Source organism: Burkholderia puraquae (assembly GCF_002099195.1).
GTDB classification, from domain to species: domain Bacteria; phylum Pseudomonadota; class Gammaproteobacteria; order Burkholderiales; family Burkholderiaceae; genus Burkholderia; species Burkholderia puraquae.
Map to the genome: position 1 here is coordinate 697010 of NZ_NBYX01000001.1, position 22273 is coordinate 719282.

The 22273-nt window shown below is 68.3% G+C and carries 17 protein-coding genes; 10 read left to right on the plus strand and 7 right to left on the minus strand.

Going from position 1 to position 22273, the window contains the following annotated elements; genetic code table 11:
- Positions 1-2: 2 nt before the first annotated feature.
- Entirely contained in the window at positions 3-1658 is a 1656-nt protein-coding gene (locus tag B7G54_RS03140; RefSeq protein ID WP_085037703.1) for an acyl-CoA synthetase, read from the minus strand.
- Between the two features lie 168 nt (positions 1659-1826).
- Here B7G54_RS03140 and B7G54_RS03145 point away from each other — a divergent pair, with 168 nt between their 5' ends.
- From B7G54_RS03145 to B7G54_RS03175, 7 genes are all read left to right on the plus strand, one after another.
- Complete coding sequence (locus B7G54_RS03145) at positions 1827-2582, plus strand: Crp/Fnr family transcriptional regulator (protein ID WP_085037704.1); 756 nt, start codon at positions 1827-1829, stop codon at positions 2580-2582.
- 227 nt (positions 2583-2809) lie between these two features.
- On the plus strand, positions 2810-5977 hold the full coding sequence (locus B7G54_RS03150; RefSeq protein ID WP_085037705.1) for an efflux RND transporter permease subunit: 3168 nt from the start codon (positions 2810-2812) through the stop codon (positions 5975-5977).
- 36 nt (positions 5978-6013) lie between these two features.
- Positions 6014-7243 (plus strand): efflux RND transporter periplasmic adaptor subunit, encoded by a 1230-nt coding sequence (locus B7G54_RS03155; protein ID WP_085037706.1) that lies wholly within the window; start codon positions 6014-6016, stop codon positions 7241-7243.
- A gap of 5 nt (positions 7244-7248) precedes the next feature.
- Positions 7249-8760 carry an efflux transporter outer membrane subunit gene (locus tag B7G54_RS03160; RefSeq protein ID WP_085037955.1) on the plus strand — a complete coding sequence of 504 codons (1512 nt, stop codon included), beginning with the start codon at positions 7249-7251 and terminating at the stop codon, positions 8758-8760.
- Positions 8761-8788: 28 nt separating this feature from the next.
- On the plus strand, positions 8789-9484 hold the full coding sequence (locus tag B7G54_RS03165; RefSeq protein ID WP_011355331.1) for a heavy metal response regulator transcription factor: 696 nt from the start codon (positions 8789-8791) through the stop codon (positions 9482-9484).
- Positions 9481-10920 (plus strand): heavy metal sensor histidine kinase, encoded by a 1440-nt coding sequence (locus B7G54_RS03170; protein WP_085037707.1) that lies wholly within the window; start codon positions 9481-9483, stop codon positions 10918-10920. Before B7G54_RS03165 ends, B7G54_RS03170 begins: the two co-directional genes overlap by 4 nt.
- A 96-nt stretch (positions 10921-11016) precedes the next feature.
- On the plus strand, positions 11017-11604 hold the full coding sequence (locus B7G54_RS03175) for a LysE family translocator (RefSeq protein ID WP_085037708.1): 588 nt from the start codon (positions 11017-11019) through the stop codon (positions 11602-11604).
- A gap of 38 nt (positions 11605-11642) precedes the next feature.
- Here the strand turns inward: B7G54_RS03175 and B7G54_RS03180 are convergent, their stop codons facing one another.
- On the minus strand, positions 11643-12488 hold the full coding sequence (locus B7G54_RS03180; protein ID WP_085037956.1) for a helix-turn-helix transcriptional regulator: 846 nt from the start codon (positions 12486-12488) through the stop codon (positions 11643-11645).
- Between the two features lie 200 nt (positions 12489-12688).
- On the opposite strand from B7G54_RS03180, the gene B7G54_RS03185 reads away from it, so the two are divergent.
- Entirely contained in the window at positions 12689-13483 is a 795-nt protein-coding gene (locus B7G54_RS03185) for an SDR family NAD(P)-dependent oxidoreductase (RefSeq protein WP_085037709.1), read from the plus strand.
- 24 nt (positions 13484-13507) lie between these two features.
- On the opposite strand, the gene B7G54_RS03190 is transcribed toward B7G54_RS03185, so the two are convergent.
- From B7G54_RS03190 to B7G54_RS03210, 5 genes are all read right to left on the minus strand, one after another.
- Positions 13508-13882: a hypothetical protein gene (locus tag B7G54_RS03190; RefSeq protein ID WP_085037957.1), complete on the minus strand. Its 375-nt coding sequence runs from the start codon at positions 13880-13882 to the stop codon at positions 13508-13510.
- Between the two features lie 214 nt (positions 13883-14096).
- A complete protein-coding gene (locus tag B7G54_RS03195; RefSeq protein WP_085037710.1) occupies positions 14097-15167 on the minus strand; it encodes an AI-2E family transporter in 1071 nt (356 codons plus the stop codon).
- Between the two features lie 128 nt (positions 15168-15295).
- Entirely contained in the window at positions 15296-16405 is a 1110-nt protein-coding gene (locus B7G54_RS03200; RefSeq protein WP_085037711.1) for an NADH:flavin oxidoreductase/NADH oxidase, read from the minus strand.
- Positions 16406-16546: 141 nt separating this feature from the next.
- Positions 16547-17233 (minus strand): type 1 glutamine amidotransferase domain-containing protein, encoded by a 687-nt coding sequence (locus tag B7G54_RS03205; protein WP_085037712.1) that lies wholly within the window; start codon positions 17231-17233, stop codon positions 16547-16549.
- Positions 17234-17622: 389 nt separating this feature from the next.
- Entirely contained in the window at positions 17623-18663 is a 1041-nt protein-coding gene (locus B7G54_RS03210) for a substrate-binding domain-containing protein (protein WP_085037713.1), read from the minus strand.
- Between the two features lie 172 nt (positions 18664-18835).
- On the opposite strand from B7G54_RS03210, the gene B7G54_RS03215 reads away from it, so the two are divergent.
- Both B7G54_RS03215 and B7G54_RS03220 read left to right on the plus strand, forming a co-directional pair.
- Positions 18836-20407 carry a glycoside hydrolase family 68 protein gene (locus B7G54_RS03215; protein WP_085037714.1) on the plus strand — a complete coding sequence of 524 codons (1572 nt, stop codon included), beginning with the start codon at positions 18836-18838 and terminating at the stop codon, positions 20405-20407.
- 175 nt (positions 20408-20582) lie between these two features.
- A complete protein-coding gene (locus B7G54_RS03220; protein ID WP_085037715.1) occupies positions 20583-22229 on the plus strand; it encodes a glycoside hydrolase family 32 protein in 1647 nt (548 codons plus the stop codon).
- The last annotated feature ends 44 nt before the right edge of the window (positions 22230-22273 follow it).

The following is a 22273-nucleotide window of genomic DNA, read 5'->3' on the forward strand; positions in this document are numbered from 1 at the left end:
GCCTACTTCTTGTCGTCGCCCGCCAGGTCGATCGCCTTGTCCGATCCAACCGCATTGCGCAGCTGGAACTTCTGGATCTTGCCGGTCGATGTTTTCGGCAGTTCGCCGAACCGCACGGCCTTCGGCACCTTGAAGCCCGCGAGCAGCTGCTTGCAATGCGCGACGATCTCCGCCTCGGTCGCGCTCGCGCCTTCGCGCAGCTCGACGAACGCGCACGGCACCTCTCCCCATTTCGGGTCGGGCATCGCGACGACGGCGGCGACCGCCACCGCCGGATGCCGGTACAGCGCATCCTCGACCTCGATGCTCGAGATGTTCTCGCCGCCCGAGATGATGATGTCCTTCTTGCGATCCTTGATCCGGATATAGCCGTCCGGCATCAGCACGGCGAGATCCCCGGTATGGAACCAGCCGCCGTGGAATGCCTCGTCGGTCGCCTTCGGGTTCTTCAGGTAGCCCTTCATGCAGATGTTGCCGCGGAACATGATTTCGCCGAGCGTCTCGCCGTCGGCGGGCACCGGCGCCATCGTGTCGGGATCGAGCACCGTCGCGCCCGCTTCCAGGTGGTAGCGCACGCCCTGGCGCGCATTGAGCCGCGCGCGCTCCTCGTCGGGCAGTGCCTCCCAGTGCGACTGCTTCGCGCACACGGTCGCCGGGCCGTAGACCTCGGTCAGCCCGTACACGTGCAGCAGGTCGAAGCCGATCTCCTTCATCTTCGCGATCACGGCCGGCGCGGGCGCCGCGCCTGCGACCATCGCGTGCACCGTGTGGTCGATGCCTTCGCGGAATTCGGCCGGTGCATTCGCAATCGCGCTCTGTACGATCGGCGCGCCGCAGTAGTGCGTGATGCGTTCGCGGCGGATCAGGTCGAACACCGTCTTCGCATCGAACTTGCGCAGGCAGACGTTCACGCCCGCGCGCGCCGCGACGGCCCACGGGAAACACCAGCCGTTGCAGTGGAACATCGGCAGCGTCCACAGGTAGACGGCATGCTTCGGCATGTCCCATTCGAGGAGGTTGCTGATCGCCGCGAGATAGGCGCCGCGATGGTGGTAGACGACGCCCTTCGGGTCGCCGGTCGTGCCGGACGTGTAGTTCAGCGCGATCGGGTCCCATTCGTCGGCGGGCGGCGTCCACGCGTAGTCGGCGTCGCCGCTTGCAACGAGCGCCTCGTAGTCGGTCGCGCCCGCGAAGCGCGCAGGGTCGGCCGGCATCGCGTCGGCCACGCTGACGATCTTCAGGCCCGGCACCTCGAGCGCCGCGCGATGCGCGAACTCCGCATACTCGGTGTCGACGATCAGCACTTTCGCCTCGCCATGACGCAGCATGAACAACACCGTCGCCACGTCGAGCCGCGTGTTGATCGTGTTGAGCACGGCGCCGGCCATCGGCACGCCGAAGTGCGCCTCGACCATCGCCGGGATGTTCGGCAGCATCGCCGCGACCGTATCGCCACGCTCGACGCCGAGCCGCGCGAGCGCACTCGCCAGCTGCTTCGCGCGCGTGTAGGTCTCGCCCCAGGTGCGCCGCACGTCGCCGTGCACGATCGCAAGGCGCTCGCCGTAGACTTCGGCCGTCCTGACCAGGAAGTCGATCGGAGTGAGCGGCACGTAATTGGCATCGCGGCGGCCGAGTCCGGCCTCGAACATCTGCGTCATGATCCTGTCTCCCGTGTCCTGTCGACCGGGGCGCATCCACCCCGGATCGTTTTGATGTGGTTCAATTGTCGACAGCCTAACGGGCGCTATTGTGAGCCGTCTGTCATCGAAACGACAGAGTGCCTTTCACGCGCCGCGCGTTATCCCTATCCTCGCAAACCCGCACCCATGCACGACCCTCTCGCTGCCCCGCTCGACGCGCCCGCCGACCCGGCCGACGCCCTTTCCGAACCGGGCCCGCTGCCGGCGCTGGCCACGCTGTTCGGCCAGTGCGCCTGGTTCCGCACGCTCGCGCCCGAGCATCAGGCGCTCGTGCTCGCGCAGTCTCGCGTCGAGCAGTGCGAAGCCGGCGATGTGATCGCGCATCGGCTCGCGCCGTCCGAATACTGGATCGGCGTGCATCGCGGGCTGCTGAAGCTCGCGATCTTCAATGCGTCGGGGCGCGGCTGCACATTCTCCGGCGTGCCGTCGGGCGGCTGGTTCGGCGAAGGCAGCGTGATCAAGCGCGAGCTGCGCAAGTACGAAGTCGTCGCGATCCAGCGCTCGACCGTGCTGTTCGTGCCGGTCGACACGTTCCACGCGCTGCTCGACACGAGCCTGCCGTTCACGCGCTTCGTGATCCACCAGTTGAACAACCGGATGGGCGAATTCATCGCGTCGATCCAGAACAGCCGGCTGCTCGACGTCGACGCACGCGTCGCGCAGGCGCTCGCGCAGCTTTTCAATCCCGACCTGTACCCGGACACCGGCCCGTCGCTGTCGATCTCGCAGGAGGAACTGGGCATGCTCGTCGGCGTATCGCGGCAGCGGATCAACCAGGCGCTGCAGCAGCTCGAGAAGCTCGGCGCGCTGCGGCTCGCGTACAACCAGATCGACGTCGTCGATCTCGGTGCCCTCGCGCGCGTCGGGATGGAGCAGATCTGAGCGCAAGCCCATGAACGGAATCGCTGCCGACGCACCCTGCCCGTCCGGTATCGCGGCCGTTTTCCGGCCGTCGCGCCGCACGGCGTTTCCTCTGCTGAATCGGCATCCGGCGGCCGCGCCCGACCTGACGATTCCGCCAGTTTCGCGACAGTAACCCGTTCCACGCCGACGCCTATCATTCGGGTTCCCTTTACCGACGCCTGATCACCGCCTGTCCCGCTGCCTCCATGTGGATCGTCAATCTCGCGCTCAAGCGCCCCTACACGTTCATCGTCATGGCCATCATGATCGTGCTGGCCACCCCGCTTGCGCTGATGCGCACGCCGGTCGACGTGCTGCCCGCGATCAACATCCCCGTGATCAGCGTCATCTGGAATTACGGCGGCTTCTCCGCGACGGAGATGACGAACCGCATCACGTCCGTGCATGAGCGGATCCTGACGACGACCGTCAACAACATCCAGCACGTCGAATCGACGTCGCTGCCCGGCATCGCGGTCGTGAAGGTGTTCCTGCAACCGGGCGCGAACGTGCAGACGGCGATCGCGCAGACGGTCTCGTCCGCGCAGGCGATCGTGCGGCAGATGCCGCAGGGCGCGACGCCGCCGCTCGTGATCACCTATTCGGCGTCGAGCATTCCGGTGATCCAGCTCGGGCTGTCGAGCAAGACGCTCAGCGAACAGTCGCTCGCCGACATCGCGCTCAACTTCCTGCGCCCGCAACTGATCACGGTGCCGGGCGTGCAGATCCCGTTCCCGTACGGCGGCCGCACGCGGGTGGTCGCGATCGACCTCGATCCGCAGGCGCTGCTCGCGAAGGGGCTCACGCCCGCCGACATCGTCAATGCGGTCAACGCGCAGAACCTCGTGCTGCCGACCGGCACCGCGAAGATGGGCCAGACCGAATACCGGATCGACACGAACGCGTCGGCCGACACCATCGCCGACATCAGCAACCTGCCGGTCCAGACCGTCAACGGCGCGACGACCTACCTGCGCGAAGTGGCATCGGTACGCGACGGCTTCGCGCCGCAGACCAACGTCGTGCGGCAGAACGGCCAGCGCGGCGTGCTCATCTCGATCCTGAAAAGTGGCGATGCATCGACGCTCAAGGTCGTGTCGGACCTGAAGGCGCTGCTGCCGAAAGTGATCCCGACACTGCCCGAAGGGCTCACGATCACGCCGCTGTTCGACCAGTCGGTGTTCGTCGACGCGGCCGTCCAGGGCGTGATCCACGAGGCGCTGATCGCCGCCGTGCTGACCGCGATGATGATCCTGCTGTTCCTCGGCAACTGGCGCAGCACGCTGATCATCGCGATCTCGATCCCGCTGTCGATCTTCACGTCGCTGATCGCGCTGTCCGCGCTCGGCGAGACCATCAACATCATGACGCTCGGCGGGCTCGCGCTCGCGGTCGGGATCCTGGTCGACGACGCAACCGTCACGATCGAGAACATCGAGCGGCATCTTCATCTCGGTACGAACCTGCACGACGCGATCCTCGAAGGCGCCGGCGAAATTGCGGTGCCCGCGTTCGTGTCGACGCTGTGCATCTGCATCGTGTTCGTGCCGATGTTCTTCCTGACGGGTGTCGCGCGCTTCCTGTTCGTGCCGCTCGCGGAAGCCGTCGTGTTCGCGATGCTCGCGTCGTACGTGCTGTCGCGCACGCTGGTGCCGACGCTCGCGATGCTGCTGTTCCGCCCGCAGCAGGCGAGCACCGGCCCCGACCATGCGAAGTCGCGCTTCGCGCGCATCCATCATGCGTTCAACGAGGCGTTCGAGCGGCTGCGCGCGTGGTACATCGTGCTGCTCAGCATCCTGCTGGTGCGCCGGCGCTTCTACGCGACGTGCTTCCTCGGCTTCTGCGTGCTGTCGACGGGCCTCGTGTTCGTGCTGGGCCGCGACTTCTTCCCGAATGCCGATTCGGGCAACATCCGGCTGCACATGCGCGCGCCGACCGGCTACCGGATCGAGGAAACCGCGCGCCTCGCCGATCAGGTCGAGCGCGTGATCCGCGAAACCGTGCCGCCCGGCGAACTCGGCGCGATCGTCGACAACCTCGGCCTGCCGGTGAGCGGCATCAACCTGTCGTACAGCAATGCCGGCACGATCGGCACGCTCGACGGCGAGCTGCTGATCGCGCTGAAGCCCGGCCACCGCGCGACCCAGCATTACGTGCAGGCGCTGCGCAAGCTGCTGCCCGAACGCTTCCCGGGCGTCGAGTTCTTCTTCCAGCCGTCGGACATCATCACGCAGATCCTCAACTTCGGCCAACCGGCCGCGATCGACGTGCAGGTGCTCGGCAACGATCTCGCGAGTAACATGACTATCGCGAGCAGCCTGATGAAAAAGTTCAGGCAAATCCCCGGCGCCGTCGACGTGCACGTGCTGCAACGCAACGACGAGCCGACCCTGCTGGCCGACATGGACCGTACGCGCATGCAGCAGCTCAACCTCTCCGCGCAGAACGTCGCGCAGAACATGCTGATCTCGCTGTCCGGCAGTTCGCAGACGACGCCGTCGTTCTGGATCAACCCGCGCACCGGTGTCCAGTACCCGCTGCAGATCCAGACCCCGCAATACAGCATCTCGTCGGTCGACGATCTGCTCGGCACGCCGATCTCGGCGAGCGGCCGCACCGGCATGCCGCTGCAACTGCTCGGCAACCTCGTGCAGGTGCGCAGCACCGCGAACCCGGCCGTGATCACGCACTACAACATCCGCCCGGCGATCGACGTGTACGTGAGCGTCGAAGGCCGCGACCTCGGCGCGGTCGCGGGCGAGATCGACCGCATCGTGTCCGGTGCGCGCGCGACGCTGCCGCGCGGCACCGAGCTGACGATGCGCGGCCAGATCGAGACGATGCGCACGTCGTATATCGGCCTCGGCGCGGGCGTCGCGATGGCGATCGTGCTCGTCTACCTGCTGATCGTCGTCAATTTCCAGTCGTGGCTCGACCCGCTGATCATCATCAGCGCGATGCCGGCCGCCCTCGCCGGCATCGTCTGGATGCTGTTCATCACGGGCACGCACCTGAGCGTGCCCGCGCTGACGGGCGCGATCATGACGGTGGGCGTCGCGACCGCGAACAGCATCCTGGTCGTGTCGTTCGCCCGCCAGCGTCTCGCGGCCGGCGCGCCGCCGCTCACGGCCGCGCTGGAGGCCGGCGCGACGCGGATCCGGCCGGTGCTGATGACGGCGCTCGCGATGATCATCGGGATGGTGCCGATGGCGCTCGGCCTCGGCGAAGGTGCCGAGCAGAACGCGCCGCTCGGCCGCGCTGTGATCGGCGGGCTGCTGTTCGCGACCGTGTCGACCCTGCTGTTCGTGCCGCTCGTGTTCGGCGGCGTGCATGCTCGGCTGGCCCGCCGGCGCGCGCGCCAGGCCGGACACTGACTTTCGTCCCACTACCCGGTTGATTTGGTTGAATTCATGGAAGAGAAACATCACAGCTCCGTCGGCATCCAGGTGGACGAACACGGCATGCATCTGCCGACGCGCACGTCGGTGTCGCGACGCGGGAAAATCGTCCTGGTCGTGATCGGCGTGCTGCTGGCCGCCGGCGCCGCGCGCACGGTCTTCGTCAACGTGCTGAACCGCAACCGGCTCGACACGGTTGCCGAGCAGAACACGCGCCAGTACGTGACCGTCGCGCATCCGGTCGACGCGGCCACCGGCGGCAAGCTGACGCTGCCCGGCACGCTGCGCGGCTTCGTCGAAGCACCGATCTACGCGCGCGCAAGCGGCTACGTGCTGCGCTGGCAGGCCGACATCGGCGCGCACGTGAAGCAGGGGCAGACGCTCGCCGAACTCGATACGCCCGAGCTGAACCAGGAACTCGCGCAGGCCACCGCGCAGCGCCAGCAGGCGCAAGCCGCACTCGCGCTCGCGAAGACGTCGTTCGACCGCGCGCAGCAGTTGCGCCAGCGCGATGCCGTGTCGCAGCAGGAACTCGACGACCGGCAAGGCGCGTTCAGCCAGGGCACCGCGAACCTCGCCGCGGCCGATGCGAACATGCGCCGCCTCACCGAGCTGAAAGGCTTCCAGCGGATCGTCGCGCCGATCGACGGGATCGTCACGCAGCGCAACGTCGACGTCGGCGATCTCGTCAGTTCCGGCAACGCGGGCCGCGCGCTGTTCACGGTCGTGCAGGCCGACCGGCTGCGCCTCTACGTGCAGGTGCCGCAGGCGTACGCGCAGCAGGTGAAGGTCGGCCAGCACGTGAGCGTCGCGCAGGCCGAGCTGCCGGGCCGGACGTTCGACGGGACGATCACGCGCACGTCCGAGGCAATCGACGTCGCGACGCGCTCGCTGCAGATCGAGATCACGCTGCCGAACCCGGACGGGCGGCTGCTGCCCGGCGCCTACGTGCAGGCAACGCTGCCGATGACGCCGGTCGGCCGCCTGCAGGTGCCGGCCAATACGTTGCTGTTCCGCGCCGAAGGCCCGACGGTCGCAACCGTCGACGCCAATGGCCGGGTGCGCCTGAAACAGGTGACGGTCGTGCGCACGATCGGGCAGACGCTCGAAGTCGACGGCCCGCTCACGCCGAACGACCGCCTCGTCACGAACCCGAGCGACGCGCTCGCAAACGGCGACCCGGTGATCGTCTCGGCGCCGGTCGCGAAGCCGGCATCCGGCGCCGCGGAGGCGAAGTCGTGATCGCGATGCGCATCCGCCGGCGGCCCGCCGCCGCTGCGACGTCGGCCGCCGCCGCCGTTGCGCTCGCCGCCGCGCTCGCCGGCTGCGCCGTCGGCCCCGATTACAAGCGGCCCGAGGTCGACACGCCGGCCGCGTGGCGGCTCGATCCGGCCGATGCGTACTGGCATCCGGCCGCGCCGGCCCGCGCGCCGCTCGACCCGGCATGGTGGACCGCGTTCGGCGATCCGCAGCTCGATGCGCTGGAAGCCGACGCGCTGCGCAACAACCAGAACCTGAAGGCCGTCGCCGCGCGCTACGACCAGGCGAAGGCGACGCTCGCGTCGGTCGCCTCGGCGCAGTATCCGGCCGTCGGCCTGAGCGCGAGCGGCCAGCGCTTCAAGATCTCCGCCGACCGGCCGCAGACCAACTACGCGACGCAAAGCATGTCGACCGTGCAGAACGACATCCAGGTCGGTGCGGCCGTGAGCTACGAGCTCGACCTGTTCGGCCGCGTGCGGCGCAGCGTCGAATCCGCGCAGGCGACCACCGAGCAGGCCGGGGACGATTTCGCGAACGCGCGCCTGGTGCTGACCGCCGATCTCGCGTCGAGCTATTTCGCGCTGCGCGAATTCGATTCCGAGATCGATGTCGTCAAGCGCTCGATCGACCTGCAGCAGAAGGCGCTCGACTACGTGAGCGCGCGCCATGACCTCGGCGCGGTGTCGGGCCTCGACCTGCTGCAGCAGCGCGCGCAGCTCGACGCGACGCGCACGCAGGCGCAGTTGCTGCTCCAGCAGCGCGTGCAGGTCGAAACCGCGATCGCGACGCTGGTCGGCACGCCGGCCCCCGCCTTCTCGATCGCGCCGCGCGTCGTGCCCATCAACGCGCCGGCGCTGCCGACCGGCCTGCCGAGCGACGTGCTGCAGCGGCGCCCCGACGTCGCGTCGGCCGAGCGCGCGATGGCCGCCGCCAATGCGCAGATCGGCGTCGCGCGCGCCGCGTATTTCCCGCGCATCATGCTGTCGCCCGATATCGGCTGGGACGCGACGCGCTTCGCGGGCCTGTTCACCGTGCCGGCGCTGCTGTGGTCGATCGGCGGGTCGCTCAGCCAGCCGCTGTTCGAAGGCGGCAAGCTGAAGGCCGGCGTCGATTTCGCGCAGGCCGGCTATGTCGCCGCGCAGGCCAGCTACCGGCAGACCGTCCTCACCGCGTTCCAGGAGGTGCAGAATGCGGTCACGGGATTGTCGGTGCTCGCCGAGGCCGCGCAGCAGGCCTCCGCGGCCGTCGACGACGCGCGCAAGCTCGTGTCGCTCGCGCAGGATCGCTACGCGGGCGGCCTGACGCCGTTCATCGACGTGCTGACAGCCCAGCAGCAGTTGCTGACGAGCGAGCGGCAGGCCGTGCAGATCCAGGGCCAGCGCGCTGCACTCGTCGTGTTTCTCGCGAAGGCGCTGGGCGGCGGCTGGGACGGCCCTGCTGCGGGCCGCCCGGCACCGGCCGAGGTCGCCACGGCAGCGCCGGCGCAGCCGCGCCCTTAACCGGATTACCCGGACAACGGATTCGAATATGAAAGTCCTGATCGTCGAAGACGAACCGAAAGTCGTTGAATACCTGAAGAGCGGCCTGACCGAGGAAGGCTGGGTCGTCGACACCGCGCTCGACGGCGAGGACGGCGCGTGGAAGGCCGTCGAATTCGACTACGACGTGGTCGTGCTCGACGTGATGCTGCCGAAGCTGGACGGCTTCGGCGTGCTGCGCGCGTTGCGTGCGCAGAAGCAGACGCCCGTCATCATGCTGACCGCGCGCGACCGCGTCGACGATCGCGTGCGGGGGTTGCGCGGCGGTGCCGACGATTACCTGACCAAGCCGTTCTCGTTCCTCGAACTGATCGAACGGCTGCGCGCGCTGACGCGACGCGCGCGCGTGCAGGAATCGACGCTGATCTCGATCGGCGACCTGCGGGTCGACCTGATCGGCCGCCGCGCGACCCGCGACGGCACCCGGCTCGACCTGACCGCGCAGGAATTCCAGCTGCTCGGCGTGCTCGCGCGGCGCAGCGGCGAGGTGCTGTCGAAGACGACCATCGCCGAACTCGTGTGGGACGTGAACTTCGACAGCAACGCGAACGTCGTCGAAACGGCGATCAAGCGCCTGCGCGCGAAACTCGACGGCCCGTTCACGGACAAGCTGCTGCATACGATCCGCGGCATGGGCTACGTGCTCGAGGCGCGCGAGGACGGCGACACCGAGAGGCCCGCATGAAACGCTCGATCGTCCTGCGGCTGTCGGCGATGTTCGGCATCGTGTCGCTGCTCGTGTTCACGCTGGTGGGCTGCGGGCTGTTCGTGATGATGGAACGCCAGCTGTTCGCCGAGCTGCGCGCGACGCTCGATACGCGCACCAAGGTCGCCGAGATGATCGTGTCGCATGCGGTCACGTCCGAGCGCGGGCGCCTCATGCAGGAAAAACTCGCGGACCTCGAACCGCCCGACGGCTCGACGCGCTACCAGGTCGACAGCGCGAATCCGGACTTCCGCTTCGGCAAGCCCGTCGACGGCGTGCCCGTCGGCGCGCCGTTCGGCGCCTTCCAGCGCTACGCGCTGAACCACAGCACCTACGACGTGATGACGAAGACCGTCACGGTGGCCGGCAACGGCGAGCGGCCGACCCTGCAGCTGATCGTCGCCAGCTCGTGCGAGCGCACGCAGCGGATGCTGCGCCGCTTCGGCTGGACGCTCGCGGGGCTGATCACGATCGCGACCATCATCACGCTGCTGCTGAGCCGCGCGGTGGCCCGCTTCGGGCTCGCGCCGCTCGACCGGCTGTCGCAGGACGCCTCGGCCATCAGCCTCGCGAACCGCCGCCAGCGGCTGCAGACCGACGCGCTGCCGCCCGAGCTGCGCGACCTCGCCACATCGTTCAACGGCGCGCTCGACCGTATCCAGCAGACCTACGCGCGGCTCGAGGCGTTCAATGCGGACGTCGCGCACGAACTGCGCACGCCGATCAGCATCCTGATCGGCCAGACCCAGGTCGCGCTGACCAGCCGCGACCGCACGGTCGACCGGATGCAGCAGACGCTGCAGTCGAACCTCGAGGAATTCGAGCGGCTGCGCGTGATCATCAACGACATGCTGTTCCTGTCGCGCAGCGACCGCGGCGAACGCGCGACCGACCTGAAGGATGTATCGCTCGCGGACGAAGTGCGGCGCATGCTCGACTTCCTCGAAATTCCGCTCGACGAGGCGCAGTTGCGCGCCGAGCTCCACGGCGATGCGCGCGCGGCCGTCGATCCGTCGCTGTTCCGCCGCGCGATGACGAACCTGCTGATCAACGCGATCCAGCATTCGGCGCCCGGCGCGACGGTCAGCGTGACGATCGTGCGCCGCGACACGCTGGTCGAAATGTCCGTCGCGAACCCCGGCGAGCCGATCGACCCCGCCCGGCGCTCGCACGTGTTCGAACGCTTCTACCGGCTCGAGGAAGCCCGCGCGAACAGCAAGGAGAACCACGGGCTCGGGCTGTCGATCGTCAAGGCCGTCGCCGAGATGCACGGCGGCAGCGTGTTCGTCGCCTGCTCGGGCGGCATCAACACGTTCGGTTTCTCGGTATCGACGCAACCCTGCGCCGGCGGCCCGCTGCGCCCGGCCGACAGGCACGAAACCCGGCCGGCGCACGCGCCGCGCGCCTTGCACTGACGGCGGCCGCGCGCCGAGGGCAGTTTTCTTCAATACGCGCCGGTGCGGCTCCCGTAGTCTCGATGCGACTTTCGACCTTTCGCATGGAGACATCCAATGAGCATGCTGGTTTCGATGGCCGCGTTCGCGCTCGCCTCGTCGATCACCCCCGGCCCCGTCAATATCGTCGCGCTCAGTGCCGGCGCACGGCACGGCCTCGGCGCGAGCCTGCGCTATGCGGCCGGCGCGACGCTCGGCTTCGTCGCGCTGTTCCTGCTGATCGGCCTCGGGCTGCACGCGGCGCTCGCGCGCTGGCCCGTGCTGACGACCGCCACGCAGTGGTCGGGGATCGCATTCCTGCTGTATATGGCGCTGCGGCTCGCGCTCGATGACGGCCGGCTGTCGGCCGACCCGGACGTGGCCGGGCCGTCGGCGGCGGCCGGCGCGGCGATGCAGTGGCTGAATCCGAAGGCGTGGCTCGCGTGCGTGGCCGCGATGGGCGCGTATGCGGCCGACGGCGACCGCGCGCAGGTCTGGCAGTTCGCGGCGCTGTATCTCGTGATCTGTTTCGCGTCGATCGCATGCTGGGCGTATGCGGGCGCGTCGCTGCGGCACCGGCTCGCGAACGCGCGGCGCATGCGCGTGTTCAACCGGCTGATGGCGCTGCTGCTCGCGGGCAGCGCACTCTTCCTGCTCGACGTATAGCGCTCGCCGTATAGCACTCGCCGTATGGTGCTCGCCGTTCAGCCCGTCGCGCTGCGGTACTGGCCGGGCGTCGCGGCCGCGATCCGGCGGAACGCGCGCTGGAAATGTGCCTGATCGGCAAAACCCGCGTCGAGCGCGACGTCGGCGATCGGCCGGCCGCGGCGCAGCTCCGTGCGGCCGTACTGCACGCGGCGATCGATCAGGAACGCATGCGGCGTCATGCCGTAGCGTGCATTGAACGCACGGATCAGGTACGACGGCGACAGATCGGCCGCCGCACAGATTGCCTCGAGCGTGACGCTCTCGCGGCAATGCGCGCCGATGTAGTCGGCCGCGCGCGCGAGTTTGGCGTTGTCATCCGCGGCGCGCGGGCCGGGCAGCTCGCGATCGAGCGCGCCGTGCAGCGCCGTGAAGAACTCGACCGCCGCGCTCTCCTTGCCGAGCGGATCGATGCCGGGCGCGACGAGCGTGCGGTAGAAGCCGCCAAATTGCGCGAACAGGTCGCGCCGCTCGGTCAACTTCGGCGAAAAACCGTGAAAATCGCTGTTCGGATCGCGGCCCAGCGAATGCTGCAGCCGCGCGAGCCACGGCACGTCGACATAGACCATCCGGTACGCCCATGCGTCGGGGCCATACGGGTTGCACGCATGCACCTGTTCCGGATCGATGATCACCAGCACGCCGCGCCCGACGTGCTCGTTCGTCGCGCCGTTCAGGTAGGTGCTCGTGCCGCCGACGATCGCGCCCACCGAAAACGTGTCGTGCGTGTGCTTCGCATAGCAGATCGCGCGGCCGTCGTCGACGGTGCGCGCCTCGATGAACGGCAGCGCGGCATCCCGCCAGAACGGCGACGGGTCGACGGATCGATTGGCGGTACGGCTCACGCAGCGGGCTCCCGGTTCGGACGGCGAACGCTCACCGTACAAGACTGTGCGGCGCCGCGCAACCGGATCGCCGGACCGCCGGATCGCCGGATCGCCGGACCGCGGCGTCGACACCGGATCGCGCCATTTCGCCTAAGCTTTGAATTCCGCCCGCCGCGGCACCCGCAGCGGTTCCTGTTCACTTCTCTCCCGTCACGCTCATGCATATCGATCTGAAAGGCAAGACCGCGGTCGTCACCGCTTCCACCGCCGGCATCGGGCTCGCGATTGCCGAAGGGCTCGCGCGCGCCGGCGCGCGCGTCGTCGTCAACGGCCGCAGCGATGCGTCGGTGCAGTCCGCGCTCGCACACCTGCGCGCCACCGTCCCCGATGCGGACTTCGACGGCATCGCGGCCGACCTGTCCGATGCCGCCGGCGTCGCGCGCATCACGCAGCACACGCCCGCGGCCGACATCCTCGTCAACAACGCGGGCATCTACGGCCTGAAGGCGTTCTTCGACATCGACGACACCGAATGGGAACATTATTTCCAGATGAACGTGATGTCCGGCGTGCGCCTCGCGCGGCATTACCTGAAGGGGATGATCGAACGCAACGCCGGGCGCGTCGTGTTCATTTCGTCGGAGTCGGGCCTGAACATCCCGGTCGACATGATTCATTACGGGTTCACGAAGACAGCCCAACTGTCGATCGCGCGCGGCCTCGCGAAGCTCGCGGCCGGCACCCGCGTGACCGTCAACTCGGTGCTGCCGGGGCCGACGATGTCGGACGGCGTGCGGGCGCTGCTGAAGGAAACGGCCGACGAAACCGGCCGCAGCGTCGAAGACGTGGCCGTGGATTTCGTGCGCAACCATCGCTCGAGCTCGATCATCCAGCGGCCCGCGACACCCGAGGAAGTCGCGAACCTGGTCGTCTACGTGTGCTCGCCGCTCGCTTCAGCGACGACGGGCGCCGCATTGCGGGTGGACGGCGGCGTGGTCGACACGATCGCGTGACGGCGGGCGGGCACGGCCGCCGCGCTAGCGCGACGCGGCCTTGCCCGGCTGGAGCGTGCCCTTGCGGTCGGCGTTCATGCAGGAATCGAAGCCGTATTGCGTGACGACGCCGGCCCTGTCGAACACGACGAAATACTCGCGGTGATCGTTGCCGTGCTCGATGAAGTAGTTGTAGCAGACGCCGCTGCCGTTGCGGACCATCCATACGCTGCGCGGATTGCCGCCGGCGCGGACGACATCGGCGCGCGTCGCGCCGTGCCGCGACGCGGCCCTCGCGAGCGGCGTGCGCGAATACGAGAACGGCAGCCACGAGTCGAACCACGCGCAACCGTGCAACATCAGGCAGCTGGCGGCCAGGGACAGCGTCGCTGCGGGACGGGACATCGTAATCAATCGCATGCTTGGGAAAATCTGCTGCGCCATGCCGGCGTGATCGAAAGCCCCATGCTACTCGACCTTTGGGTCCGGATCGAAAAGAAATGTAGAGATCTTTATCCCAATCCCTGCATTGCAGCCCCCGGCGCAAGCCTGATCGTCGCGCGTTGCTGCGACCGATGCGCGCTTGCACGCGCCTCCGCGCCGCCGCTTCACGCCGGCGCCTCGGCACGCATCGTCATGCAATCCATTCGGCCCACAGCATCGTCAGCACCGTCATCAGCGCGGGGCCGACGAACAGCCCGATCAGGCCGAACGTCTCGGCGCCGCCGAGGATGCCGAACAGCACGAGCAGGAACGGCAGCCGCGCGGAGCTGCCGATCAGCACCGGCCGCACGAAGTGCTCGGCGACGAACACGACGACGAAGCCAAGCACGGCCACCGCGACGGCCCACATGGTCGCCCCCTGCACGAACAGCCAGAGCGCCGCGCCGCAGAACACGATCGGCGCGCAGAACGGCAGCATCGCGGCGATCGCCGTGACGAGGCCGAGCAGCGCCGCATGCGGGACGCCGGCCAGCGCATACGCGACGCCGAGCAGCGCGCCCTCGCCGAGCCCGACGACGACGAGCCCCGTCACCGTGCCGAACACGGCCGCGACCATCCGCTCGATCAGTTCCGCGCCGTTGCGCCCGAACGCGCGCCGCGCGCCCTGCAGCAACGCTCCCGACAGCTTGTGGCCGGCGCGCAGGATCACGAATAGCGTGACGAGCATGAAGCCGAATTCGAGCAGCGCATGCGCGAGCTTCGTGCCGAACTGCCGGCCGAACGCGAGGAATTTCTCGCTGTTGACGCCGTGCATCGCGCTGGCCGCATGCAGCGGATGGCCGAGGTTGGCCTGCCACCATTCGGTGACCTGCGTCGCGCCGTAAGGCAGCCGGCCGATCACGTCCGGCACCGGGATGCCGCTGTCCTGGATCGTGCGCAGCCACTCGCGCAGGTCATGCGCCTGCCCGATCGCCTGGGTCGCCGCGACGGCCACCGGCAGCACGACCAGCAACGAGATCGCCGCCGTGATGACGAGCGCGATGAGCGTCGGGCGATTGCGGAACAGCCGGTGCGATTCGAAGCGCTTCAGCATCGGCCACATCGCGATGGCGATCACGCAGGCCCAGGCGATGGCAGGAATGAAATCGCGGATCACCCACAGCGCGATCACCAGCAGCGCCGCATACAGCACGACGCGGGCAACCTGCTGCGCGCGCGGCCGCGCGGCGGGATCGTGAGACGACGGGACATGTGCGCCCATGGCACCTCTGTCGAAATGAAAAAATGGCGGGGCGCGCAGGCCACCGGCCTGCACGAACCGCCATTCTATCCATCGGCGCCGCATCGGCGGCGCATGTCATGCGCGCGCCGCCCCTGCGCCATGCCCGCTCAGGCCACCTTGTCGGCGCTCCGGTAGCGCTCGAGCCAGTGCGCATACGGCGCGGGCAGCGTCCACGACGGACGCTCGACGCCGAGCTGCTTGGCCGCGTAGTACGGCCAGTGCGGGTCGGCCAGATGCGCGCGGCCGACCATCACGAGATCGAGCTGTTCTTCCGCCACCACGCGGTTCGCCAGTTGCGGCGTGTCGATCCCCCACGCGGACGACACCGGCAGCCCGGCCTCGCGGCGCACGCGCTCGGCGACCGGCGCGAGGAACGCCGGCCCCCACGGAATCTGCGCGTCGGGCGTCGAGAACCCGACCGACACGCTCAGCATGTCGAGCCCTTCCTGCTTCAGCCGCTGCGTGAGCGCGATCGACTCGGCGAGCGTCTCTTCGTCGCGGCCGTCGTATTCGATCACGCCGAAACGCGCGGTCAGCGGCAGATGCTCCGGCCACACCTTGCGGACGGCCGCCAGCGTTTCGACGAGGAAGCGGCCGCGGTTCTCGGCCGAACCGCCGTATTCGTCGTCGCGCTGGTTCGCATGTACCGAGAAGAAGCTCTGGCCGAGATAGCCGTGCGCGAAGTGCAGTTCGAGCCATTCGAAGCCCAGGTCGCGCGCGCGCTTCGCCGACGCAACGAAGTCGGCCTGCACGCGGGCGATGTCGTCGCGCGTCATCGCGCGCGGCGTCTTCGGCAGATGCGCGCCGAACGGCACCGCGGACGGCGCGATGGTCTGCCAGCCGCGCGGATCGCCATCGGCGATATGATCGTCGCCTTCCCACGGGCGGTTCGCGCTCGCCTTGCGGCCCGCGTGCGCGATCTGGATGCCGGGCACCGCGCCGGCCGCCTTGATCGCCGCGACCGACGGCGCGAACGCTTCGGCCTGCGCATCGGTCCACAACCCCGCGCAGCCCGGCGTGATGCGCCCTTCCGGCGACACGGCCGTCGCCTCGGCGATCACGAGGCCCGCACCGCCGCGCGCGATGCCGGCCAGATGCACGTGATGCCAGTCGTTGACGACGCCGTCCTCGGCGACGTACTGGCACATCGGCGGCACCGCGATGCGGTTGCGCAGCGTGACATCCTTGAGTTTGAACGGTTCGAACAGGGCAGACATCCACGGCTCCTTTGCTTGGTTCTGCAAAACGACTGGAAACGCGTCGTGCAGTGCGCACGACGGAACGATTCGGGCCGTCGCCGGGCGGCCTGCACCCGGCGACGGATACGGTATGGCGCCGGCCCGGCCGGCGCCATCGGCTCAACGGCGGCCGAGCTGCGCGAGCAGCGCCTCGGCGGCAGGCTCCGACGATGCGGGGTTCTGCCCCGTGATCAGCAGCCCGTCGGTGACGACATGCGGCGCCCAGTCGGCGCTGCGCTCGAATTGCGCACCGTTGGTCTTCAGCATGTCCTCGACGAGGAACGGCACGACTTCCGTCAGTTCGACGGCCGCTTCCTCGCTGTTGGTGAAGCCCGTCACGCGCTTGCCGCGCACGACCGATTCGCCGGTCTGCGGGTTCTTCACGTGTCGCAGCACGCCCGGCGCGTGGCAGACAGCCGCGACCGGCTTGCCGGCCGCCAGCGCGCGCTCGATCAGGCCGATCGAATGCAGATCCTCGGCGAGATCCCACAGCGGGCCATGGCCGCCCGGGTAGAACACGGCGTCGTAATCGTCCACCGACACGTCGGCCAGCTTCAGCGTCGAAGCAAGGGCGGCCTTGGCTGCCGCATCGGCGTCGAAGCGGCGCGTCGCGTCGGTCTGGGCGGCCGGGTCGTTGCTTTTCGGGTCGAGCGGCGGCTGGCCGCCCTTCGGCGACACAAGCGTCAGTTCGACGCCCGCATCCTTGAACGTGTAGTACGGCGCGGCCAGTTCCTCGAGCCAGAAGCCGGTCTTCTTGCCGGTGTCGCCGAGCGTGTCGTGCGAGGTCAGGACAACCAGAATCTTCATGATCGGACACTCCTTCGAAAAATGGATGGGAACGGGGCCGCGCAACCGGACAATCCGGCCGGTCGGCGCGGCACGCCTGTCGGTTAGTCAGCCGTGACGCGTCAACGTGCGACCCGCGTATCCGAATTCGACATGCGCCTATTAGACCAGTCGTCTAGAACAATTCGAAATAAAACGACGACGTCTCGCTACACCACCTGCATCGCCGCGCGAAACGGCATTTTCGCGTGGTTGTTGCCTGTGCCGCGGACGTCACTGCATTCGTGACGACGGATGATAGCCCTGGATTAGACCGGTCGTCTAGTAAACAGGCAATCGCCCCTGCCGTCGTCATGGCCTTTTTGGAGGAGCGCGATCCGCCAGCGTCCGCAGGCGCTCGCGCCCTGCCTTCACCGCGTCGGCTGGCCGCGCAACGGACCATCCGTGTCACCCGCCTCGATTGCCGGCGCCGCGAGCCGATGCTCGCGCACGCCATCGCCCAGCAGCCGGAGCATCAGTTCCGCCAGCGCACGCCCCGACGCGTGACCGGTCGGTTGCACGACCGCCGTCACGCGATGCGGCTGCGCGATGTCCGGCGGCACACCGTCGTAGACGATCAGCGACATGTCCTCGCCCAGGCGCAGCCCGCTGTCCACCAGCGCCCGGAACGCGCCGCCGCCCGCGATATTGTTGTCGACCAGCAGCGCCGTCGGCCGCTCGGTGCGCGCGAGCAGCGCCCGCACCGCCTGCAGCCCGCCGTCGTGCGTAAACGGGCACTCGACCAGCAGCGCCGGATCCGGTTCGATACCGGCTTCGCGCAGCGCCGACAGATAGCCCGCCCGGCGCTGCGCGGCAAAATTCAGTGCAAGCGGCGCGCTGATCATCGCAATGCGCCGGTGCCCGAAACCCGTCAGCCGGCGCACCGCATCCCGCGCGCCGGCCTCGTTGTCGAAATCGAACCACGCATACGGCTCGGCTGCCTGCGTCCGGCCATAGGCCACGTACGGAAACGCGCTTGCCTGCAGGTACGCGATGCGCGGATCGTCAACCAGCGTCCGCGCAACGATCAGGCCGTCGACGAGTTTGCCGTCGACGATGCGCCGATAGGTGTCCAGTTCCGCGTTCGGTCGCGCCGACGCGATGATGAAATCGAGATTGCGTTCCGCGAGCCGCTCGGTGAGGCCCGCGACGACCTCGGCGAAACGCGGATCGCCGAGATCGCCGGCGCCGAACGGATAGACGATCCCGATCACGTCCGCGCGCCCGGTCGCCAGGCGGCGCGCGGTCGGATCCGCCACATAGCCCATTTCGCGGGCAGCCCGCGCCACGCGCTCGCGCGTCGCCTCGCTGACGTCGTCGTAACCGTTCAGCGCGCGGCTGACCGTCGTCCGCGACAGCCCGAGCGCATCCGATAGCGCCTTCAGATTCACCTTCACCGTCGTTCCTCGCACTCCAAGTGCCGCGCGGCATGCCAATTTCCGGCAATTGTTTCCGCTCGGTAGTGATTACCGTCAAATAATTATCTTTTGACGTCCAAACCGGTTTGAAATAGCATCCAAACCGGTTTGGACATCGATGCCACCTTCAGCAGTTCCTTTTCACGTCAATGGAAACAACACTGAGATGACATACTTTCCTTTTTGCCGCACGACTGCGGCCAAACGTTTGCTGTTCGCCGGCGCCGCAGTGGCCGCCTTCGCGTCCGCTTCGCATGCGCAGACCGCCGGCGCCCCCGCGCCCACGCCGCATACGCAGCAGGCATACGACCCCGAGGGCAACTTCACGATGCGCTGGACCCGCGCGGACATCCGCCAGATCGTCGCGCAGTCGCACACCGCCGGCGCCGACAAGAACTCGCTGCCGCAAGCGCTGACGATGCCGGACATCCCGCAGGATTTCCCGCTGATCAACTCGAACGTGTGGGTGTGGGACACGTGGCCGCTGGCCGACCTGCGCGCGAACCAGCTCAGCTACAAGGGCTGGGAGGTGATCTTCTCGCTCACCGCCGATCCGCATGCGGGCTACACGTTCGACGACCGTCACGTCCATGCGCGCATCGGCTTCTTCTACCGTCGCGCGGGCATCCCTGCGTCGCAGCGCCCCGCGAACGGCGGCTGGACCTGGGGCGGCCACCTGTTCCCCGACGGCGCCAGCGCCAAGGTGTTCGGCACCGCGCCGATGACCAACAACGCGGAATGGTCGGGCTCGGCGCGCCTCACGCAGGGCGACAACGTCAGCCTCTACTACACCGCGACGTCGTTCAACCGCTCGGCACCCGGCGGCGCCGACATCACGCCGCCGCAGGCGATCATCACACGCGCCGACGGCCACATCCACGCCGACGACAAGCACGTGTGGTTCAGCGGCTTCGACGATCACAAGGCGCTGCTGCAACCGGACGGCAACTACTACCAGACCGGCCAGCAGAACACCTACTTCTCGTTCCGCGATCCGTTCGTGTTCACCGATCCCGCGCACCCGGGCAAGACCTATATGGTGTTCGAGGGCAACACGGGCGGCCAGCGCGGCGCGCGCACCTGCACCGAAGCCGATCTCGGTTACGCGCCGAACGATCCGTACAAGGAAGATCTCAACGCGGTGATGAATTCGGGCGCAGTGTATCAAAAGGCCAATGTCGGCCTGGCGATCGCGACGAATCCGCAACTGACCGAGTGGAAGTTCCTGCCGCCGATCCTGTCGGCGAACTGCGTCGACGACCAGACCGAGCGCCCGCAGATCTACCTGAAGGACGGCAAGTACTACCTGTTCACGATCAGCCACCGCACGACGATGGCGGCCGGCGTCGACGGGCCGGACGGCGTGTACGGCTTCGTCGGCAACGGCATCCGCAGCGACTTCCTGCCGCTGAACGGCGGCAGCGGCCTCGTGCTCGGCAACCCGACCGACTTCTCCGCACCGGCCGGCGCACCGTATTCGCAGGATCCGAACCAGAACCCGCGCGAATTCCAGTCGTATTCGCATTACGTGATGCCGGGCGGGCTCGTCGAGTCGTTCATCGATGCGATCGGCCCGCGCCGCGGCGGCACGCTCGCGCCGACGGTGAAGGTCAACATCAACGGCACGTCGACGGCGGTCGATCGCGCCTACGGGCGCGGCGGGCTCGGCGGCTACGGCGACATCCCGTCGAACCTGCCGGCGACGGGCGCCGGTCACAACGACGGCAACAGCCAGTGAAATCAGGATAACCAACAATAAAAATCGCTGGCAAAGGCACGGGGTTAGTGAGGCGCCTGTCGCGCGTGTCGCGTGGGCGCCTCCTCTTTTTTCCTTCCATCCATGGCGCGCACCGCCGTTGAAAGCGGCATGCGCCCTCCTTTCCCGCTTTGCACGGCGGAGCACGGGACCCCGCATGATATCGACGTCTTTTCGCTTTTCCGTCCGGATCGCCCGGATGCTGCTCGCCTGCATGGCCTGCGCGGCCTGCACCCAGGTCGCCGCCGCGCCTTGCAACACACCGGCCGACAACGGCACGCCGCAATGGCGGCCCGCGCTCCACTACACGCCGCAGCGCAACTGGATGAACGACCCGAACGGGCTCGTCTACGACAACGGCCGCTATCACCTGTTCTATCAATACAATCCAGTCGGCAACGACTGGGGCAACATGTCGTGGGGCCACGCGACGAGCACCGATCTCGTCCATTGGCACGAGCAGCCGGTCGCGATGCGCGCGAACGCGACGGAGGAGATCTTCTCCGGCTCGATCGTCGCCGATACGCTCAACACGTCCGGCCTGGGCACGCCGGGCCACACGCCGCTCGTCGCGCTTTATACGAGCGTGTACAAGGCAGGCTCCGGTCATGCGCCGGGCGTCCAGGCGCAGTCGCTCGCGTACAGCCTCGATCAGGGCGCGACCTGGCAACCGTATGCGCACAATCCGGTGCTGACGCTCGACCCGGAATCGAAGCAATTTCGCGATCCGAAAGTGTCGTGGTATGCGCCGGGCGGCTACTGGCTGATGACGACGGTCGTCGCCGACGCGCACGTCGTGAAGCTCTATCGCTCGGACGACCTGATCCACTGGCGTTTCCTGAGCGACTTCACGCGGCCCGGCGTGCCGCACGACGGCGCGCTGTGGGAAATGCCCGACCTCGTGCCGCTGCCGCTCGACGGCGACCCCAGGCAAATCAGGTGGGTCATGATCGTCAACGTCAACCCGTGGTCGATCGCGGGCGGCTCCGGCGCCATGTACTTCGTCGGCAACTTCGACGGCAGGACGTTTACGCCGGATCGCATTGCACCGGCCGGCTCCGATCCCGCGCAATTCCACTGGGTCGACCATGGCGCGGACTTCTACGCAGCGGGCACCTTCTCGGGCGCGCCCGGCTCACGGCCGGTCGCGATCGCGTGGATGAGCAACTGGGATTACGCGGCGAAAGTGCCGACCACACCGTGGCGTGGCGCGACGACCCTGCCGCGCGAACTGTCGCTGAAAACGATCGACGGCGAGCCGACGCTCGTCGTCGCGCCGGCCGCCGCATTCGATGCATGGGCGGACGGCAGGCCCGCCGTGCATGAAGGCGACCTCACGGTCGACTCCACGACACGCGCGCTGTCGGCCGCGACGCGCGGCACCGTCCAGCGCATCACGGTCACGATCGCGCCGCAGCACGCGGCACGTGCGGGCCTGGTCGTCCGGCGCTCGGCGGATGGCTCGATCGGCACCCGGATCGTGTACGACACGGCGAAGCGCACGCTGACGCTCGATCGCGCCCGGTCCGGCGAAGCGAATTTCGCCGACACGTTCAGCCGCGAACACATCGTGAACCTGCCGCTCGAGCACGGGCGGTTGCGGCTCGAGATCGTCGTCGATCGCGGCTCGGTCGAAGTGTTCGCGAACGGCGGCCGCGTGGCGATCACCGACCTGATTTTTCCGCCGCTCGACGCGGACCGCGTCGCCGTGTTCGCCGAGCAGGGCCGCGCGACGTTTTCCGGGCTCACGGTGACGCAACTCGAAGCCGGCGGCGACAGGCGCGGCGCCTGTGCGGCGCAGTAGGAGCGGCGCACGGGCTTCGTTCGCCTGCGGCCGGCGGGTGGCGG

Excerpts from the sequence above, each read along its gene's own strand:
- B7G54_RS03160 (WP_085037955.1), top strand. The coding sequence starts at position 7,249 with ATGCGCATCCGCCGGCGGCCCGCCGCCGCTGCGACGTCGGCCGCCGCC.
- B7G54_RS03140 (WP_085037703.1), bottom strand. The coding sequence starts at position 1,658 with ATGACGCAGATGTTCGAGGCCGGACTCGGCCGCCGCGATGCCAATTAC.
- B7G54_RS03200 (WP_085037711.1), bottom strand. The coding sequence starts at position 16,405 with ATGTCTGCCCTGTTCGAACCGTTCAAACTCAAGGATGTCACGCTGCGC.
- B7G54_RS03205 (WP_085037712.1), bottom strand. The coding sequence starts at position 17,233 with ATGAAGATTCTGGTTGTCCTGACCTCGCACGACACGCTCGGCGACACC.
- B7G54_RS03190 (WP_085037957.1), bottom strand. The coding sequence starts at position 13,882 with ATGCGATTGATTACGATGTCCCGTCCCGCAGCGACGCTGTCCCTGGCC.
- B7G54_RS03215 (WP_085037714.1), top strand. The coding sequence starts at position 18,836 with ATGACATACTTTCCTTTTTGCCGCACGACTGCGGCCAAACGTTTGCTG.
- B7G54_RS03145 (WP_085037704.1), top strand. The coding sequence starts at position 1,827 with ATGCACGACCCTCTCGCTGCCCCGCTCGACGCGCCCGCCGACCCGGCC.
- B7G54_RS03185 (WP_085037709.1), top strand. The coding sequence starts at position 12,689 with ATGCATATCGATCTGAAAGGCAAGACCGCGGTCGTCACCGCTTCCACC.
- B7G54_RS03150 (WP_085037705.1), top strand. The coding sequence starts at position 2,810 with ATGTGGATCGTCAATCTCGCGCTCAAGCGCCCCTACACGTTCATCGTC.
- B7G54_RS03170 (WP_085037707.1), top strand. The coding sequence starts at position 9,481 with ATGAAACGCTCGATCGTCCTGCGGCTGTCGGCGATGTTCGGCATCGTG.
- B7G54_RS03165 (WP_011355331.1), top strand. The coding sequence starts at position 8,789 with ATGAAAGTCCTGATCGTCGAAGACGAACCGAAAGTCGTTGAATACCTG.
- B7G54_RS03155 (WP_085037706.1), top strand. The coding sequence starts at position 6,014 with ATGGAAGAGAAACATCACAGCTCCGTCGGCATCCAGGTGGACGAACAC.
- B7G54_RS03195 (WP_085037710.1), bottom strand. The coding sequence starts at position 15,167 with ATGGGCGCACATGTCCCGTCGTCTCACGATCCCGCCGCGCGGCCGCGC.
- B7G54_RS03220 (WP_085037715.1), top strand. The coding sequence starts at position 20,583 with ATGATATCGACGTCTTTTCGCTTTTCCGTCCGGATCGCCCGGATGCTG.
- B7G54_RS03175 (WP_085037708.1), top strand. The coding sequence starts at position 11,017 with ATGAGCATGCTGGTTTCGATGGCCGCGTTCGCGCTCGCCTCGTCGATC.